Consider the following 18,416-nt stretch of genomic DNA (forward strand, 5'->3'; position numbering starts at 1 on the left):
ACTATCAAATAAATAAATTTAATACCTAGTTTTATAAAATATACTTCGAAATTCCTTTAATTCAACTTAAAATCTATCTGCTGACTCTCTAAAGTTGCCAACAATTCATTAGAAACATTAATTTTTGTGTTTCTGCTTGGTAAACTTACTTCAATTTTTTCCTTGGCATCCCAAACTGTAAAGTTTAAAGATTGTTTACCTGGATTGTTTTTTAAAATAGTTTCTAAATTTAAGATGGTGTTTTCTTTAATATCATCTAACTGAATTTTTATGGTGATTTTTTTACAAAGTTCATCCATAATATCATGTAACAGTTTCATTTCTGTAAACTTTAATCTTGGTTCTCCAGCAACACCTGTTTCTTTATTTGTCCAGCCAGGTTGAATTGTAGAACGCACAAATAAGAATGAATTTGGCACTAAAAAGTGTTTCATTCTTAAATAGTCTTCTCCAAAAATCCTAAATTCGTTGCTGTCTCCATAATCTTCAATTATAAACATTGCCCAGCCTTTTCCTGCTTTAGATACTCTGTGTTGTACATCAGTTATGATTCCTGCAAAAGCCAAATTCATGCCCACATATTTTGCGAGATCACCTTTAAAATATTTTAAAGACGCATTGCAAAAAATCATTTCATTTTTAAAATCATCTAAAGGATGAGCAGAAATATAAATACCAATTACTTCTTTTTCTTGCGATAAAAGCTCCATAGTTCCCCAAGTTTCACATTCAGGAATATCGGGTTCTGGAAATTGCACTGTTGATGCTTCTCCAAACATAGAAACTTGTGCAGAATTTTCGTTTTCTTGATATTTACTTCCGAATTTCATAGCACGTTCTAAAAAGGTTAATCCTTTTTCATCAGTGGCAAAATATTGAGCTCTATGTGTATCTGTAAAAGAATCGAAAGCTCCTGCTTTAATTAAACTATCAAAAGATTTTTTGTTAGCTGCTCTTAAATCTACACGTTTTGCTAAATCAAAAATCGATGAATAATGACCATTTTCTTCTCTTTCTTTAATGATAGCTCTAACAGCTGCAGCACCAACTCCTTTAACAGCTGCCATTCCAAAACGAACAGCACCTTCTGCATTTACAGAAAACTTTAAGAAAGATTCATTTAAATCTGGACCTAAAACTGCTAATCCCATTCGTTTACATTCCTCCATAAAAAAGGAAACAGCTTTAATATCATTCATATTATTAGAAAGTACAGAAGCCATATATTCTGCAGGATAATGTGCTTTTAAATAGGCAGTTTGATACGCAATCCAAGCATAACAAGTAGAGTGAGATTTGTTAAAAGCATAACTTGCAAAGGCTTCCCAGTCTTTCCAGATTTTCTCTAAACTTTTTTCATCATGTCCGTTTTTTCCTGCTTGTTCAATAAATTTTGGTTTCATTTTATCTAAAACCGCAATTTGCTTTTTACCCATCGCTTTTCTTAAAACATCGGCTTCACCTTTGGTGAAATTTGCCAATTTTTGCGAAAGTAGCATTACTTGCTCTTGATATACTGTAATTCCATACGTTTCAGCCAAATACTCTTCCATGGCTGGTAAATCGTATTCAATATCTTCTGTTCCGTGTTTTCTATTGATAAAACTCGGAATATATTCCATAGGTCCAGGTCTGTACAAGGCATTCATGGCAATTAAATCTGCAAAAACGGTCGGTTTTAAAGAACGCATGTGTTTTTGCATTCCTGGAGATTCATATTGAAAAATACCAACAGTTTCTCCTCTTTGGAATAACTCGTATGTTTTTACATCATCTAAAGGAAAAGTTTCTGGATCTAATACTACATCATGTTTGGCCTTTACAATTTTTACGGTGTCTTTAATTAAAGTCAGCGTTTTTAACCCCAAGAAATCCATTTTTAACAAACCAGCAGATTCCACTACAGAGTTGTCAAATTGGGTTACATACATATCAGAATCCTTTGCCAAAGCAACAGGAACATAGTTTGTAATATCTCCAGGCGTAATAATTACACCACAAGCATGAATTCCTGTATTTCTAACAGAACCTTCTAAAATTGTAGCTTTATTAATCGTTTCAGAAACCAAATCGTTTCCAAAAGACATGTGTCTTAATTCTTCAACAAGTTGTTTTTCTTCTGCACGTAAACCAGCAACTTTTCCCTTACTTTTTGCATCATCACCAAAAATGTTTTTTAGTTTGATGCCTGGAATTAATTTCGCAATTCTATCAGCTTCAAAAAGTGGTAAATCTAAAACTCTGGCTGTATCTCTAATAGATGATTTTGCAGCCATAGTTCCATAAGTAATAATCTGCGCCACTTGATTTGCACCATATTTATCAATTACATAATCCATAACTCTTCCACGACCTTCATCATCAAAATCAATATCGATATCTGGCATGGAAACCCTTTCAGGATTTAAGAAACGCTCAAAAAGTAAATCGTATTTAATAGGATCTATATTGGTAATCCAAAGACAGTAAGCAACCACAGAACCAGCAGCAGAACCACGTCCAGGGCCTACAGCAACATCCATATTTCTGGCTTCTCTAATAAAATCTTCAACAATTAAAAAATAACCAGGATATCCTGTTTTTTCAATGACGGATAATTCAAAATCTAAACGTTCTTTAATAGATTCTGTAATTTCTCCATAACGTTTTTTGGCGCCAACAAAAGTTAAGTGTTTTAAGAATTCGTTTTCTCCACGTTTTCCACCATCAATTTTATCTTCTTCATATACAAACTCTTCTGGAATATCAAAAGCAGGTAATAAAACGTCTCTTGCTAAGGTGAAAATTTCAATTTTATCGACAATTTCTTGAATATTACTAATCGCTTCTGGCAAGTCTGCAAAAAGCGTTTTCATTTCTTCAGTAGATTTGAAATAGTACTCTTCATTTGGCAAACCATACCTATAACCACGACCTTTTCCTTTTGGAGTCGCTTGTTTTTCGCCATCTTTTACACACAATAAAATATCATGTGCATTTGCATCTTTTTTCTCTAAATAAAAAGTATTATTGGTAGCTACAATTTTAACGTCGTGATTTTTAGAAAACTTCAACAAAGTTTCATTCACGATGTTTTCATCTTGCTGATTATGACGCATCAACTCAATATAAAAATCGTCTTTAAATTCTTCTTTCCACCAAAGCAAAGCTTCTTCAGCTTGTTTTTCTCCCAGATTTAAAATTTTACTAGGAACTTCACCATACAAATTTCCAGTTAAAACAATAATATCTTCTTTATATTTTTTGATGATTTCTCTATCAATTCTGGGTACATAATAAAAACCATCAACAAAAGCTGTGGAAGACATTTTTGCCAAATTATGATATCCTTTTTTGTTTTTCGCGAGTAAAACAACTTGATATCCATTATCTTTTACAGACTTGTTTTTATGATCTTCACACACATTAAACTCACAACCAACAATTGGTTTCATTGGAGTTGCTGCAGTTTTATTGTGATTTAAAATAGCACTCACAAAATGAAAAGAAGCCATCATGTTTGCAGTGTCTGTCATAGCAACAGCTGGCTGATTATCTTTAGCAGCAGCTGCTACAATATTGGCAATTTGCATGGTAGATTGCAAAACCGAAAACTGTGTATGGTTGTGTAAATGCGAAAACTGAACATCTTTTAATTCAGCTAAACCTTCAGAAGTAGAAATAGTTTCTTTAACGTCTTTTAATTTCTCTAAACGTTTTCGAATCTTATCACTTTCCTTTTTAAGGTTGATGTGTTTTAAGCCAATTAATTGAATTGGTTTTGGATTTGCTTCCGAGAAATTTTTAAAATAATCTGCATCAACATCTAACTGTTCTTTAGTGTATTCTCGAATACGAATCAATTCTAAAAAACAACGAGTAGTAGCTTCCACATCTGCTGTTGCATTATGAGCTTCATTAAAATCGGTACCAAATAGATGTTTGTGTAATTCTGTTAATGTTGGTAATTTAAATTTACCTCCTCTTCCTCCAGGAATCTGGCATAATGTAGCCGTTTTTTCTGTACACGTATCTAAAATAGGAAGTTTAGCTAAAGGAGTTTCAACACCTAATCTATGGAACTCACAACCCATAATATTAAGGTCGAATTGTAAATTCTGACCAACTATAAATTTTGTTTTAGATAAGGCTTCATTAAAAAGATGCAATCCTTTTTCTAAATCGATACCTTCTTGTGCTGCTAATTCTGTTGAAATTCCATGAATTCTTTCAGCATCAAAAGGAATGTTATAGCCTTCTGGTTGTATTAAGAAATCGTTATGTTCTAAAACATTTCCCATTTCATCATGCAGTTGCCAAGCAATTTGCACACACCTTGGCCAATTGTCTGTATCTGTAATTGGAGCATTCCAACTTTTAGGTAAACCTGTGGTTTCTGTATCGAAAATTAAGTACATAAAATGGCTTTTTTAATGATGAGGTTGTACGTTTAAAACGGACTACAAATTTAAAGATTTGTTCTTGAAATATATTAGAAAATTACATCTTTTATAAAGATATAGAATTTATTTTTTGAACCTTCTTAATGCCATCCTTTTATAATATTAAGAAACTTTTAAATTAAGATTAATTCTATATCAATGTTAATACTTAACAAGCTTGCTAGTCTTTTGAAGCATAGTTTTGGTGCTAATTAAAATCTTAATTTAACTAAACTTATGAAATTATCAGTAGTAAAAATTCGTTTAACCATTAGTATGATGATTGCTTTTGGATTCCTATTTTTCAACATTCAACAATCTTTTGGGCAAGCTACAAATGCTTTAATAAAAGGAACGATAACAGATAGTAGTGGAGAACCTTTAATGGGTGCAACTATTATTGTTAAAAATACTTCTACAGGTTTTACTTCAGGAACTACAACTAATGAAAACGGAGGTTATAAAATTCAACAATTACCTTTAGGAGGTCCTTACAATGTTACAGCAATGTATTTAGGATTTAATGATGTAACTAACAAAGGGTTTATTTTAAACTTAAGTGATGCATTAGTTGTTGATTTTGTTTTACAGGAATCTTCAACATCTTTAAATGAAATTATTGTTTCTACAAATAGTATTTCTAAACGTATTCAACAAATGGGAGCTTCCACCAAAATTGGAGAAAGTCAAATTAAAAATTTACCATCTGAAGGAAGAAACTTTACAAGACTTACCAGTTTATCTCCTTTACAAGGTGCAGGTAGTTTAAATTTGGGAGGACAGAGAAGAACATCTACCAATGTAACTATTGATGGTGTTAATTTTAGAAACACTTTAACAGCCGGAGAAATAGGAAGAGGACCTTATACAATTTCTCAGGAAGCTATCAGAGAATTTGAAGTTTCTACAAATGATTATGATGTAACACAAGGACGACAAGGAGGAGGTTCTATAACTTCAGTTACAAAATCTGGAACTAATGATTTTGAAGGAAGTGCTTTTTTTTATCATAGAGCAGATAATTTACAGAGTCAATATACTATTCAAGGTGAAAAAAGAGAAGCAGATTTTTACAACTCGCAATCTGGTTTAAGTTTAGGAGGACCATTAATTAAAGATAAATTACATTTTTTCTTAGTCTATGAAAGACAAGATGCAGGAGACCCTCAGTTTATTGCAAATATTCAGAATGATAATGATGCTAATAGATTACAAATTTCTGAAACAAGTTTAAATAGATTCTTACAAATTGGTAGAGACAAATATGGTTTAAGTAACTCTAAGCAAGTAGGGCAATTTGATAGAGTAACAGAAGCTAATAATCTATTTTTAAGGTTAGATTGGCAAATTAATGATAAACATAGATTAACGTTTAGAAACTTATACAATAAATGGGACAATCCTTTAAGTGTAAGTGATAATTCTAATATTGAGGTGGCTGAATCTTTTTCAGATTTTGTGTCTCATGAAAACAGTATGTTTCTTTCTTTACGTTCTTCTTTTTCACCAAGTGTAACTAATGAATTTAAAGTACAATACCAAAGAGCAGAACGTCTTTATACACCAAATTCAGAATTGCCTTCACAAAACATACCAAGAGCAATAGTACAAGTAGAGTCAATTTTACCAAATGGAAATACGAGTAATAGAAGTGTACAATTAGGTGGACAACGTTACACACCAGAAACTAATTTAGAAAACCAAATACAAATATCTAACACTACCTATGTTAGTTCAGGTAAATTCAACTTTACCTTTGGTACAGATAATTTAATTACTTCTTTAGAAACACAATTATCTAATGAACAAAATGGACGTTTTTTCTTTGATTCTTTAGATGATTTTGATAATTTAAATCCTTCTAGATATGCACGTGAAGTACCTTTGCAAGGGTCTACTTTGGTGAAGCAAACTGTTTTAGATTTGTCAGTTTTTGGTCAAGTAGAATTTGATATAAATCCAAATTTAAACTTTGTTGGAGGAATACGTTATGATGCAACAGCATTTGTAGATGCAGCAGAATTTAATCCTTTAGTGTATCAAGAACTAGGAATTCGTACAGATGAAAAGCCAGAAGATTTTGATAATATTCAACCAAGATTTCAATTAACTTGGAATATCAAAGGAAATGATACCGATATTTTAAAATTAGGAGGAGGTGTATTTACTTCTCAACCTCATTATTATGCGCAAGTAAACAATATCCAAAATAGTGGAACTTTATTAGGTGCAATTGATGTTACAGGTGCAAATGTTCCTACACCAGACTTTATTGGTTATAGAAACGACCCAAGTTCTGTGCCAGGAGTTCCTGCTGGAGTTACCCCTTTCTCTACAATAAATGCTGTAAGTCCAGATTTTGAAGTGCCAACAATTTACAAGGCAAATATTAACTATACACACTTTTTTGGAGATAGATATAGTTTAGGGCTTAATGCAGTTTTTAGTCATACTAAAAATAATTATGTGTATCAAGAAACAAACTTAGTGGCAGAACCTTATTTTGTTACTCCACAAGGTAGAGAGGTTTTTGTGCCTGCAAATACTATTGCAGCAAATGGTAGAACAGATTGGACAGCATCTAGAGTTTCTGATTTAGTTGGTAGAACTTTGGTTTTGAATTCAGACGGAATATTAGATAACCTTGCTTTGGTTTTAGAAGGAGCTGCTAAAATTGGAACTGATGGGTATTTAAATGCAAGTTTTACGTTAAATAGTTCTAAAGACAACTCTTCTTATAATTGCTGTGTTGCAAATACGTCTACATTTCTTCCTGTAAGTGGAGATCCAAGAGATTTAAATTATGGGTATTCAGATAATCATTTTGATACTAAAGTAGTAGTAAATGGAGCAACACCAACTTGGAAAGGTTTTACATTAGGAGCAACAATTGTTGGAACTGGTGGTACAAGATATTCTCTAAAATCTGGTGGAGGTAGAAGTGCAAATGGAGATTTTAATTTAAGTAATGAAATTGCTTATGTTTTTGATCCTAATGATGCAAATACTCCTCAGGAAATTAAAGATAGTTACAATCAAGTTTTAAACGATCCAGAGACTTCAGAAGGTTTTAAAGAATATTTAAAAGAAAGTTTTGGCGGTTTTGCAGAAAGAAATGGAGGAAAAAATCCTTTTAGTGCAACTGTAGATCTACGTCTTCAGAAAAAGTTTAATTTATCTAATGATAAACATGCTTTAGAACTTTCTGCCGATGTTTTTAATTTCATGAACTTATTAAATAAAGAATGGGGACGTAGTTATGATTTTGGAAATAGAGATTTTATGAATATTAATGGTTTTGATCAAGCAACAAGTAGTTATCAATATAATGTACAAACAGGTGCAGGTACAGAGCCAATAAACGGAACTCCTTGGAGGTTGCAAATTGGTGTAAGATACTCATTTAATTAAGTGAAGTTTGTTTAGTTTTTTATTTAGGGTTTGGTAATTATTTATCAAGCCCTTTTAAATTAATAGTTGATGAAAAAAGAAAAACATAGAAAAAAGTTTATAGATCCAATACCTGTAAGTATCAAGACTCATACTTCTGATGTACCTGAGCGTAGGTTAGATTATATTTTGATAAATACAAACATGTTTAAAGAATACGAATAAAAATCCGCAAAAATTCCTCAAGTTTTTAATCCTAATGAGATGAGAGAAATTGCAATCATTTGCCAGTAACAGCAACATTTAAAATTAAATAATAAAATAAAAGACATGAAAAAAATACATTTAATAATAGTAATTTCATTTTTAACACTTCAGTGCATAATAGGTCAAGAAAAAGCCAAGTCAGAACATGTTATTTTAATTTCTGTAGATGGTTTTCGACCTAATTTTTATCAGGAAATGAAATGGCCAGCCCCTAATTTAAAAATGATGGCTAAAAAAGGGGTAAGTTCAGATGGTGTTAGAGGTATTTATCCTTCTGTTACATATCCTTCACATACAACACTTATCACAGGAGCTTTTCCTGCAACTCACGGAATTTATTATAATAGTCCGTTTGAAGATAAAGGCCAAACAGGAAGATGGTATTGGGAAAGTAATTTAATACAAACAGAAACACTTTGGGACGCCGTTAGAAAATCTAATAAAAAAAGTGCAAGTTTAATTTGGCCTGTTTCAGTTGGAGCTGCTGTAGATTATAATATTCCAGAAGTTTGGACTTTAGATAAAAGTTATGGTAGAATACAACCAATGAGAGATAACCAGACACCAAAGGGTCTTTTAGAAGAAATGGAAACTGAAGTTTTAGGTAAAGTAAATTTAAAAACTTTTAATGGAGATTATTTAAATAGAGAAGACAGAACAGGTGAAATGGCAGCTTATATTTTAGGAAAATATAAACCTAATTTAATGACAATTCATTTAATAGCAACAGATCATTTTCAACATGAACAAGGCAGAAATGGAGAGAAAGTTCATACTGCAATTGCTGCTGTAGATCGTGCAATTGGTAAAATTTTAGAAGCTGCAGAACAAGCTAATATTCTAGAGAAAACTACTTTTATAATTACAGGAGATCATGGTTTTGTTGATATTCATTCTGCTATAAACCCAAATATTTGGCTAATAGAAGAAAGTTTAATGGAAGCAAAAGAGAATAGAGGAAACTGGAAAGCTGCTTTCCATACACAAGGCGCTTCTGCTTTTTTACATTTAAAAGATAAAAATGATAAAAAAACCTTAGCTAAAGTTAGAGAGAAATTAGAGAGTCTTCCAAATTCTATAAAAAAGCTTTTTAGGATTGTAGAAAAAGAAGAGTTAATAAATATTGGAGCAGACCCTAATGCTTTTTTAGCTTTAAACCCTGTTCCAGGTGTGGCAATGTCTGGTTCTAATTCTGGTAAAATATTATCAAAGAGAAATGGAGGTACACATGGTTATTTTCCAGATTTTCATCAAATAGAAACTGGTTTTGTAGCTTGGGGAGCTGGTATTTCTAACGGTAAAATTATTTCTAAAATGGGTTTAGAAGATGTGGCTCCGATTATAGCGAAATTACTTGACTTAGAGTTTAATGCAGTAGATGGTATTTTATACCCTGGAATTTTAAAAGATTAAATTTTTTTCTTTATGTAATATAGAAGAGACAGTTTGACGGGTGACCCCAATAAGGTCGCCCATGTCTTTTTTTGTTAATAAATCAAAAAGAATATGAGCGTTGTTTTTAGCATCAATAACTTCAACATTATAATGTTTATTAAGATAATCTATTCTCTCTTCGATTTGTTTTTCTTTAATGTTTTTCAATTTTAATTCTGCAGAACACCATCTTTTTACAAGGTAAGATATAAACCAATTAGAAATTGTTGGGTTATTAGTTACCATTGTTTTAAAAAAATCTAAATCATACACCCTAATTTTGCTATCTACAATTGCTTTGGCGTATTCGTGAAATTGATTATTAAGATATTTTAAATTACCAAAGAATTCGGCAGGAGGTAAGACTTCGTAAACAAAACTTTCTCCATCATCAGAATAACCACCTAATTTTACAGCACCAGAAATAATTTCATAGATATAATTCTCTTTATTAGGAGGTAAGTATATGTAACCATTCTTTTTTACATCTATTTCTAATATCTCATTTTTATCAAAAGATATTTGTAATTTCTTTAATTGTGTTAGGAAATTAAAATTTTCAAAATCTGAGTTATTGGGTCTATTGGGGTTTTTCATTCTAGAATAATTTAACTTATAAAAATATGCCATAAACTAAACTACTGTGTTAAGTAATTATTATTTATCGTATTAAGTTTTATTAACAATAAAAAAGTCAACCCAATTAAGGATTGACTTTTTAAAGTAAATTATGTTCAAATAATTTATATCAATAATTATGCTAATTCTTCTTCTACCATTAATGAGTTAATTGCAGCTTGAATTTTCTGATGCTGCATTTCTAACATTTTCTGTGTTGATGGTGCAAAATCTTCATATTTTAAAATTTCTGCATATTCTTCTAAACTTGCTTTTTCTCCTCTTAAAGCTTCCTCTAAAATTGCTTCCTCGTCATTACCACTAAATAGTGATTTTAACGACATCCAATTTCTGTGCATTGTTCCTTGAAAAGAACCTGCATCTTCTGGAATTTGCCCATAAGACAAAATTTCTGTTCTTAATTCTTTTGCAAACTGGCTTCTTTCTGAAGCTCTGTTTTTAAAGAAAATTTTTAATCTTGTATTGTCTACATTTTCTGCTGAATTTATATATCCTTTTTCAGCATCGTAGTTTTTTTCTAATAATTCGTTTAATTTGTTTGAAATTTTTTCTGTGTACTTCATAATGTCAGTTTCATTTTAAATTTCAATAATTTATTTTAAGATGCCTATTGTTTTACATCTATAGTACAAATGTACAGCAGATATAGGGTTTTGCTTAGTTCAATAGCTTTGAACTTTGACTCATTTCAATTTTAATAGTTTTTTAAGAATTTTGTTTTGGGAAGGAGTGATTGCGTTAGGGATTGAAATGGCATCCTTTTTTTTACTTATTATAATTCAATATTTTTATTAAAGATTCAATTTATCTGCTTGCTAAATAGATTCTGAAATAAATTAAGCTTAAAAAAAGATATAATGGAAAGCCCGTTAAAACGCCCAAAATAATATTGATAATTAGTGTTTTAATTTGAAAAAGGTTTTGTATTTTTGCGCCCACTTATCACGAGTTGATAGGATTTTTAATAACAAAGGTCGAGAACCTTAAAAAATTAACAAATTATGTCTGTAAAGATTAGATTACAAAGACACGGAAAAAAGGGTAAGCCATTTTATTGGGTGGTTGCTGCTGATGCACGTGCAAAAAGAGATGGTAAATACTTAGAAAAAATTGGTACTTACAATCCAAACGTTAACCCAGCAGTTATTGACTTAGATGTTGATTTAGCTGTAAAGTGGTTACAAAATGGTGCACAACCAACTGATACTGCAAAAAACATTTTATCTTACAAAGGTGCAATGTTAAAGAATCATTTAGTAGGTGGTGTAAGAAAAGGAGCTTTAACTCAAGAGCAAGCAGATGAAAAATTCAATGCTTGGTTAGAGGAAAAAGCGACTAAAATTGCTGATAAAGAAGCAGGTTTATCTAAAGCTGACTCTGAGGCAAAAGCGAAAGCATTAGCTGCAGAAAAAGCAGTAAATGAAGCAAGGATTGAAGCAGCAAAACCAGTTGTAGAAGAAGAAGTACCAGCTGCAGAAGAAGCAGTTGAGGCAGCTCCAGAAACAATTGATGAAGCAGCAGCAAAAGCATCAGAATAAAAACTAAATTAATACGAAAATGCGTAAAGAAGATTGTTTTTATTTAGGCAAAATCGTAACGAAATATAGTTTTAAGGGTGAAGTAGTTATCAAATTAGATACTGATGAGCCTGAATTGTACACAGAAATGGAATCAGTTTACGTCGAATTTGGCAGTAACCTGGTTCCATTTTTTATTGAAAAAAGTTCGTTACATAAAGGAAATCAGTTGCGTGTTCAGTTCGAAGATGTATATTCTGAAGAAGAAGCAGATACTATTTTAAAATGTGGTGTTTATTTGCCTTCTACAATGTTGCCTAAACTTTCTGGTGATAAGTTTTATTATCATGAAGTAATTGGTTTTACTGTTGTTGATGCAAATTTTGGTGAAGTTGGTACAATTGTTCATATTAATGATAAAGCTGCACAACCACTTTTTGAAATTGATAGAGATGGAGATGAAATCTTTATTCCTATGGTTGATGAATTCATCAAAAAAGTGGATAGAGAAAATAAAACTATTGAAGTAGAAACTCCTGATGGTTTGATTGAGTTATATATCTCTTAAAGATATTTCAAGGATTTTATAATAATAAACTAAAACATTTATTTTGAATTTAGTTCAATGAATGTTTAAAGATACTGAAAATAAATCCAGTATAAAGAGAGGTGTCTGAGTGGTCGAAAGAGCTACCCTGGAAAGGTAGTATATGGGTAACTGTATCGAGGGTTCGAATCCCTTCCTCTCTGCGAAAGAAACACTAAATAACAACAAAACCCTATAAATATTATGTTTGTAGGGTTTTTTATTTATCAACTAAAACCAGAAACAATTTTAAAAATGAATGCTTATTTGAAAGAAATAGCTGATTGATGCAAAATAAATAAAAACTTATCTTTTCAATTAACACATCATCTTTTTGCAACTATTATAAGATTAACAGCTTATATTCTAATAGATTCTTTAAGTAAAATGCTTGGATATAAGTCTTTGGAAAAAATACAGCATTATGATAAAAAATGATAGAAACGTTAGTGGAAATATAAAAGGTTTAAATGAAAAATTTAAAAATTGAAATAATGATTTTCAGGAAAAATAGCAACTAATTATTTCATTTATAAACTTATATAGTATACGAACAAAAAATAATTTCACATTTATTATAATTTTATTTATTTCAATTTTGTACTTTTGTATATCAAATGAAAGAGTTTTCTCATAAAATACTAGCTGTTTTAATGTCGTTTGTAGTCTTATTTTCTACAACTTCATTTGCTATCACAAAACATTTTTGTGGAGATACACTTGTTGATACTGCTATTTTTAGTAAAGCATCTAATTGTGGGATGGAAAGTCAAAAAACTACTTCAAAAACTACTTCAAAAACTATTTCTGGGTGTTCAATAGTTAAGACAGGTTGTTGTACTGATGAACAGTTATTAGTTGATGGTCAAGATGAAATGCAACTTCAAGTTGATAAAATTTCTTTCAATCAAGAACTATTTATAGCTTCATTCATCTACACATACATTAATCGCTTTGAAAATTTAGAAAATAATGTATCTTCGTTTGTAGCCTACAAACCACCACTCGTCATAAAAGAAATCTTCAAGATTGATGAGACTTATTTAATTTGATTTTTTAAACAATAGACGGAAATATCCTATAACTGCAATGTTATAAGGATTATTTGTTGTATTCGGTGTTTTTCTAATGCCAATTTCTAACTGTTTAATAATCAAAATCTAATGCTAAATAAAAGCATCAAATTTCTAATAGAAAATAAACTCGTAGCAGTTTTACTACTCTTGCTTTTTGTAGGTTGGGGAACTGTAAATGCTCCTTTTAATTGGAATATTCCTTTTTTACCAAGCAATCCTGTTGCTGTAGATGCTATTCCAGATATTGGCGAAAATCAGCAAATTGTATTTACAAAATGGGATGGTCGTTCACCACAAGATATCGAAGACCAAATTACGTATCCTTTAACCACTTCCTTATTGGGTATTCCTGGAGTTAAAACAATCAGAAGTTCTTCTATGTTTGGTTTTTCCAGTATCTACATCATTTTTGAAGAAGATATTGAGTTTTACTGGAGTAGAAGTCGAATTTTAGAAAAACTAAATTCTTTACCAAGCAACCTATTACCTGAAGGCGTTAATCCTGCTTTAGGACCAGATGCAACAGGTTTAGGGCAAATTTATTGGTACACTTTAGAAGGTCGTGATGAAAAAGGAAATGTTACAGGTGGTTGGGATTTACAAGAATTACGAAGCATCCAAGACTACTATGTAAAATACGGATTATCTTCTGCAAGTGGCGTTGCTGAAGTTGCCTCAATTGGTGGTTATGTGCAAGAATATCAAGTAGATGTGAATCCAGAATTAATGCGACAATATAATGTTGGATTAAATCAAGTTGTAAAAGCGGTTAAAAGTAGCAATCAAGATATTGGAGCACAGACTTTAGAAATCAATCAAGCTGAATATTTAGTACGTGGATTAGGGTATATAAAATCTATTGAAGATATTGAAAATGCTGTTGTTACTTCCGAAGATTTTACAGCCATCAAAATAAAAGACATTGGTAAAGTTTCTTTAGGACCAGCAACAAGAAGAGGCATTTTAGATAAAGAAGGTGCTGAGGTTGTGGGTGGTGTTGTAGTTGCAAGATATGGGGCAAATCCTATGGAAGTTATTACAAACGTAAAGACTCAAATTGAAGAATTAAAAGGAGGTTTACCAACGAAAGTGTTGGCTGATGGGAGAATATCACAACTAACAATTGTTCCTTTTTATGATAGAACAGAACTAATTCACGAAACATTAGACACCTTAAATGAAGCGCTAACATTAGAAATTCTAATTACCATTTTAGTAATTATTGTAATGGTTTTTAATCTTCGAGCTTCTATTTTAATATCTGGTTTATTGCCTGTTGCAGTATTAATGGTTTTTGTTACGATGAAACTATTTAATGTTGATGCAAATATTGTGGCACTTTCAGGTATTGCAATTGCCATTGGAACTATGGTTGATGTTGGTGTAATTCTCGCCGAAAATATGATTCGTCATTTAGATGATAAAAAACTTCAAATTCGTGAAGATGGTTCAAAATATACTACAGATGAAATAATTTACAACGCAACTGCAGAAGTTTCTGGAGCAATATTAACAGCAGTTTTAACGACTATTATCAGTTTTGTTCCTGTATTTACAATGATTGGTGCAGAAGGAAAATTGTTTAGACCATTAGCTTTTACCAAAACAATGGCATTATCTGCATCTTTAGTGATTGCTTTATTTTTAATTCCACCATTTGCAGCTTATTTATTCAGAAAAACAACACTTAAAAAATCTTTTAGCCATATTTTAAATATCGCCTTAATACTTGCTGGAATAATAATTATAATGAGTGGGTTTTGGTTAGGAAGTGTTTTAATTGCATTTGGAATTAATGGATTATTCGTTGCTTTAGGAAAACTGAATAAGAAAAATAGTAATCTTATCAATATTATTATTTCTTGTGCAGCTATTATATTTTTACTGGCAGAATATTGGAGACCATTAGGTTTTGACAGAAGTATCTTTATCAATTTAATTTTTGTAGCTATTATTTGTTTCGGAATTTTAGGAATATTCTCTGTTTTTAGAAGGTATTATGGGCAAATTTTAAAATGGGCTTTAGCAAATAAACTCTTGTTTTTAATAATTCCTGTAACAGTTCTTATTTCTGGAGGTTGGATTTTAAATAACACAGGTAAAGAATTTATGCCCTCTTTAAATGAAGGCTCATTCTTATTAATGCCAACATCATTGCCACATTCTGGTATCGAAGAAAATAAACGAGTTTTACAACAATTGGATATGGCAGTAGCTACCATTCCAGAAATTGAAACGGTGGTTGGTAAAGCAGGCAGAACCGAATCTGCTTTAGATCCTGCACCTTTATCTATGTACGAAAATATGATTCAGTATAAATCTGAATACATGCGTAATTCAGAAGGAAAAAGGCAACGTTATAAAATAAATAATGAAGGTGCTTTTGAACTAAAAAATGGACAATTTATTAAAAACCCAAATAATTCAGAAAATGCACGTTTCACGAAACTTGAACACGACCAACTTATTGAAAATAATGATGGCGAATTCTATCGTAATTGGCGACCAGAAATTAATTCTCCAGATGATATTTGGAATGAAATTGTAAAAGTTACCAAACTACCAGGTGTTACTTCTGCCCCAAAATTACAACCGATTGAAACAAGATTGGTCATGCTACAAACTGGAATGCGTGCACCAATGGGAATAAAAGTAAAAGGACAAGATTTAAAACAAATTGAAACGTTTGGTTTGCAATTAGAGAACTTTTTAAAACAAGCAGAAGGTGTTAAAGTGGAAGCTGTTTTTGCTGATAGAATTGTTGGTAAACCTTATTTACTAATTGATATTGATAGAGAAAAAATAGCACGTTATGGAATTTCTATTGAAGATGTACAGAATGTTTTAAAGGTTGCTGTTGGTGGCATGCAATTAACACAAACTGTAGAAGGAAGAGAACGTTATGGAATTCGAGTGCGTTATCCAAGGGAATTACGTAATAATCCTGAATCAATAAAAGATATTTATATTCCTGTTTCAACAGGAAATCCTGTTCCTTTAAGTGAATTAGCAACCATTAGATACGAACAAGGGCCACAAGTTATAAAAAGTGAAGATACTTTTTTAGTAGGTTATGTTTTGTTTGATAAATTAGATGGTTTTGCAGAAGTTGATGTTGTTGAAAATGCACAAGCATTATTTAAAGAAAAAATAGATTCTGGTGAATTAATTGTTCCAAAAGGAATCAGCTATAAATTTACTGGAACCTATGAAAATCAATTGAGAGCAGAAAAAACGTTATCTGTGGTTGTTCCTTTAGCATTGGCAATTATTTTCTTGATTTTATATTTTCAGTTTAAATCGGTTTCTACATCACTAATGGTTTTTACAGGAATTACAGTTGCTTTTGCAGGTGGTTTTATTATGATTTGGTTGTATGGTCAAGATTGGTTTTTCAATTTTAGCTTTTTTGGTGAGAATATGAGAGACCTCTTCAATATGAAAACCATTAATTTAAGTGTGGCTGTTTGGGTAGGTTTTATTGCGCTATTTGGTATTGCAACAGATGATGGTGTTGTAATGGCAACCTATTTAACGCAAACATTTGAACGTGAAAAACCTGCTGATAAAAAAAGTATTAGAATAGCTTCTTTACAAGCAGCTGAGAAAAGAATTCGTCCTTGTTTAATGACAACAGTAACCACCATTTTAGCGTTGTTACCAGTATTAACATCCACAGGAAAAGGAAGCGATATTATGATTCCTATGGCAATTCCAATTTTTGGAGGAATGGTCATTGATATTACCTCTTATTTTATTGTGCCTGTATTGTTTAGTTGGAGAGAAGAAATAAAATTGAAAAGATTAGCAAAAAAAGAGAATCAAGAATCAAGACAAATTGCAGATTAACATGAAAAATATACATAAACTATTTAGAAAAACCTTTATTTTTTGTACGCTCTTTTTTGTTATAAAAAGTCAAAGTCAAGAACTGCAAAGCTATTTGAAACAAGCAATGGCAAACAATCCAGAAATTCAAAAATTTGAATTACAATATAATATTGCTTCCGAAAAAGTAAACGGAGTAAAAACGCTCCCAAATACTGAATTTGGTGCAAGCTATTTTGTAAGCGAACCAGAAACAAGAACAGGTGCACAACGTTTTAAACTATCTGTAAAACAAATGTTGCCTTGGTTTGGAACCATTACTTCAAAAGAAAATTACATTTCTTCTTTGGCAGATGCTACATATGAAGATATTGTTATTGCTAAACGTAAACTGATAACTTCTGTTTCACAATCGTATTATAATTTGTATGCGAATGCCGCAAAACAAAAAGTTCTAGAAGAAAATATAAAATTACTTGAAACCTATGAAACATTAGCGTTAACATCTGTTGAAGTTGGCAAAGCATCTGCTGTAGATGTTTTACGATTGCAAATGCGTCAAAATGAAATGGAACAATTATTGGCAATTTTAAATCAACAATATTTAACTGAAAAAACTACCTTCAATAAGTTATTGAATCGTGATAAATCGATTTCTATAAATATTTTAAGTGATTTGAATTTTCCTTCTGAAGACTTTGAGATGAACACTAATACTTTAGAGGTACATCCAGAATTATTAAAGTACGATAAATTGTATCAATCTATAGAAACATCAGAATTATTAAATAAAAAAGAGAATGCTCCAATGATTGGTTTTGGATTGGATTATATAAATGTTGTTGAACGACCTAATATGAATTTTAGTGATAATGGTAAAGATATTTTAATGCCAATGGTAACAGTATCAATACCAATTTTTAACAATAGTTATAAATCAAAAACCAAACAAAACAGCTTACAACAACAAGAAATTTTAGCACAAAAACAAGAACGAAAAAATACATTAGAAACTTTTTTAGATAAAGCAATAAACGAACGTATTGCTGCCAGAATAAGTTATAAAACTCAAACTAAAAACGTAAAACAAGCAAAAAATGCAGAAGAAATTCTTATTAAAAATTATGAAACAGGAACAATTGATTTTAACGATGTATTAGACATTCAGGAGTTACAATTAAAGTTTGAAATGAATCAAATTGAATCTATTAAATCCTATTTTATCCAAACTACAATTATTAATTATCTAACCAATTAA

10 protein-coding genes and 1 tRNA gene are annotated in these 18,416 nt (G+C 30.9%); 8 read left to right on the forward strand and 3 right to left on the reverse strand.

Annotation, left to right across the window (positions count from 1 at the left end; all coding sequences use genetic code 11):
* Positions 1-56: 56 nt before the first annotated feature.
* Positions 57-4,397, reverse strand: coding sequence for a DNA polymerase III subunit alpha (dnaE, locus tag LPB03_RS14760; protein ID WP_065320352.1), 4,341 nt, complete (start codon positions 4,395-4,397; stop codon positions 57-59).
* A gap of 261 nt (positions 4,398-4,658) precedes the next feature.
* Here dnaE and LPB03_RS14765 point away from each other — a divergent pair, with 261 nt between their 5' ends.
* Positions 4,659-7,832, forward strand: coding sequence for a TonB-dependent receptor (locus LPB03_RS14765; protein ID WP_065320351.1), 3,174 nt, complete (start codon positions 4,659-4,661; stop codon positions 7,830-7,832).
* 309 nt (positions 7,833-8,141) lie between these two features.
* On the forward strand, positions 8,142-9,491 hold the full coding sequence (locus tag LPB03_RS14770) for an alkaline phosphatase family protein (protein ID WP_065320350.1): 1,350 nt from the start codon (positions 8,142-8,144) through the stop codon (positions 9,489-9,491).
* On the opposite strand, the gene LPB03_RS14775 is transcribed toward LPB03_RS14770, so the two are convergent.
* Positions 9,480-10,109, reverse strand: coding sequence for a Crp/Fnr family transcriptional regulator (locus LPB03_RS14775; protein WP_065320349.1), 630 nt, complete (start codon positions 10,107-10,109; stop codon positions 9,480-9,482). The genes LPB03_RS14770 and LPB03_RS14775 overlap by 12 nt on opposite strands.
* A 158-nt stretch (positions 10,110-10,267) precedes the next feature.
* Positions 10,268-10,714, reverse strand: coding sequence for a ferritin-like domain-containing protein (locus tag LPB03_RS14780; protein WP_065320348.1), 447 nt, complete (start codon positions 10,712-10,714; stop codon positions 10,268-10,270).
* A 438-nt stretch (positions 10,715-11,152) separates the two neighbouring features.
* On the opposite strand from LPB03_RS14780, the gene LPB03_RS14785 reads away from it, so the two are divergent.
* The 6 genes from LPB03_RS14785 (at position 11,153) to LPB03_RS14810 (ending at position 18,416) form a co-directional block, all read left to right on the forward strand.
* Positions 11,153-11,689: a 30S ribosomal protein S16 gene (locus tag LPB03_RS14785; RefSeq protein ID WP_065320347.1), complete on the forward strand. Its 537-nt coding sequence runs from the start codon at positions 11,153-11,155 to the stop codon at positions 11,687-11,689.
* Between the two features lie 19 nt (positions 11,690-11,708).
* A complete protein-coding gene (gene rimM / locus LPB03_RS14790) occupies positions 11,709-12,236 on the forward strand; it encodes a ribosome maturation factor RimM (protein WP_065320346.1) in 528 nt (175 codons plus the stop codon).
* A gap of 95 nt (positions 12,237-12,331) precedes the next feature.
* Positions 12,332-12,418 (forward strand) — tRNA-Ser (locus LPB03_RS14795).
* 453 nt (positions 12,419-12,871) lie between these two features.
* Positions 12,872-13,306: an HYC_CC_PP family protein gene (locus LPB03_RS14800; protein ID WP_422894383.1), complete on the forward strand. Its 435-nt coding sequence runs from the start codon at positions 12,872-12,874 to the stop codon at positions 13,304-13,306.
* Between the two features lie 111 nt (positions 13,307-13,417).
* Entirely contained in the window at positions 13,418-17,179 is a 3,762-nt protein-coding gene (locus tag LPB03_RS14805) for an efflux RND transporter permease subunit (protein ID WP_065320345.1), read from the forward strand.
* Position 17,180: 1 nt separating this feature from the next.
* Positions 17,181-18,416, forward strand: coding sequence for a TolC family protein (locus tag LPB03_RS14810; protein WP_065320344.1), 1,236 nt, complete (start codon positions 17,181-17,183; stop codon positions 18,414-18,416).

The organism is Polaribacter vadi (assembly GCF_001761365.1).
Classification (GTDB): domain Bacteria; phylum Bacteroidota; class Bacteroidia; order Flavobacteriales; family Flavobacteriaceae; genus Polaribacter; species Polaribacter vadi.

Excerpts from the sequence above, each read along its gene's own strand:
- dnaE (WP_065320352.1), bottom strand. The coding sequence starts at position 4,397 with ATGTACTTAATTTTCGATACAGAAACCACAGGTTTACCTAAAAGTTGG.
- LPB03_RS14775 (WP_065320349.1), bottom strand. The coding sequence starts at position 10,109 with ATGAAAAACCCCAATAGACCCAATAACTCAGATTTTGAAAATTTTAAT.
- rimM (WP_065320346.1), top strand. The coding sequence starts at position 11,709 with ATGCGTAAAGAAGATTGTTTTTATTTAGGCAAAATCGTAACGAAATAT.
- LPB03_RS14800 (WP_422894383.1), top strand. The coding sequence starts at position 12,872 with ATGAAAGAGTTTTCTCATAAAATACTAGCTGTTTTAATGTCGTTTGTA.
- LPB03_RS14805 (WP_065320345.1), top strand. The coding sequence starts at position 13,418 with ATGCTAAATAAAAGCATCAAATTTCTAATAGAAAATAAACTCGTAGCA.
- LPB03_RS14810 (WP_065320344.1), top strand. The coding sequence starts at position 17,181 with ATGAAAAATATACATAAACTATTTAGAAAAACCTTTATTTTTTGTACG.
- LPB03_RS14785 (WP_065320347.1), top strand. The coding sequence starts at position 11,153 with ATGTCTGTAAAGATTAGATTACAAAGACACGGAAAAAAGGGTAAGCCA.
- LPB03_RS14765 (WP_065320351.1), top strand. The coding sequence starts at position 4,659 with ATGAAATTATCAGTAGTAAAAATTCGTTTAACCATTAGTATGATGATT.
- LPB03_RS14770 (WP_065320350.1), top strand. The coding sequence starts at position 8,142 with ATGAAAAAAATACATTTAATAATAGTAATTTCATTTTTAACACTTCAG.
- LPB03_RS14780 (WP_065320348.1), bottom strand. The coding sequence starts at position 10,714 with ATGAAGTACACAGAAAAAATTTCAAACAAATTAAACGAATTATTAGAA.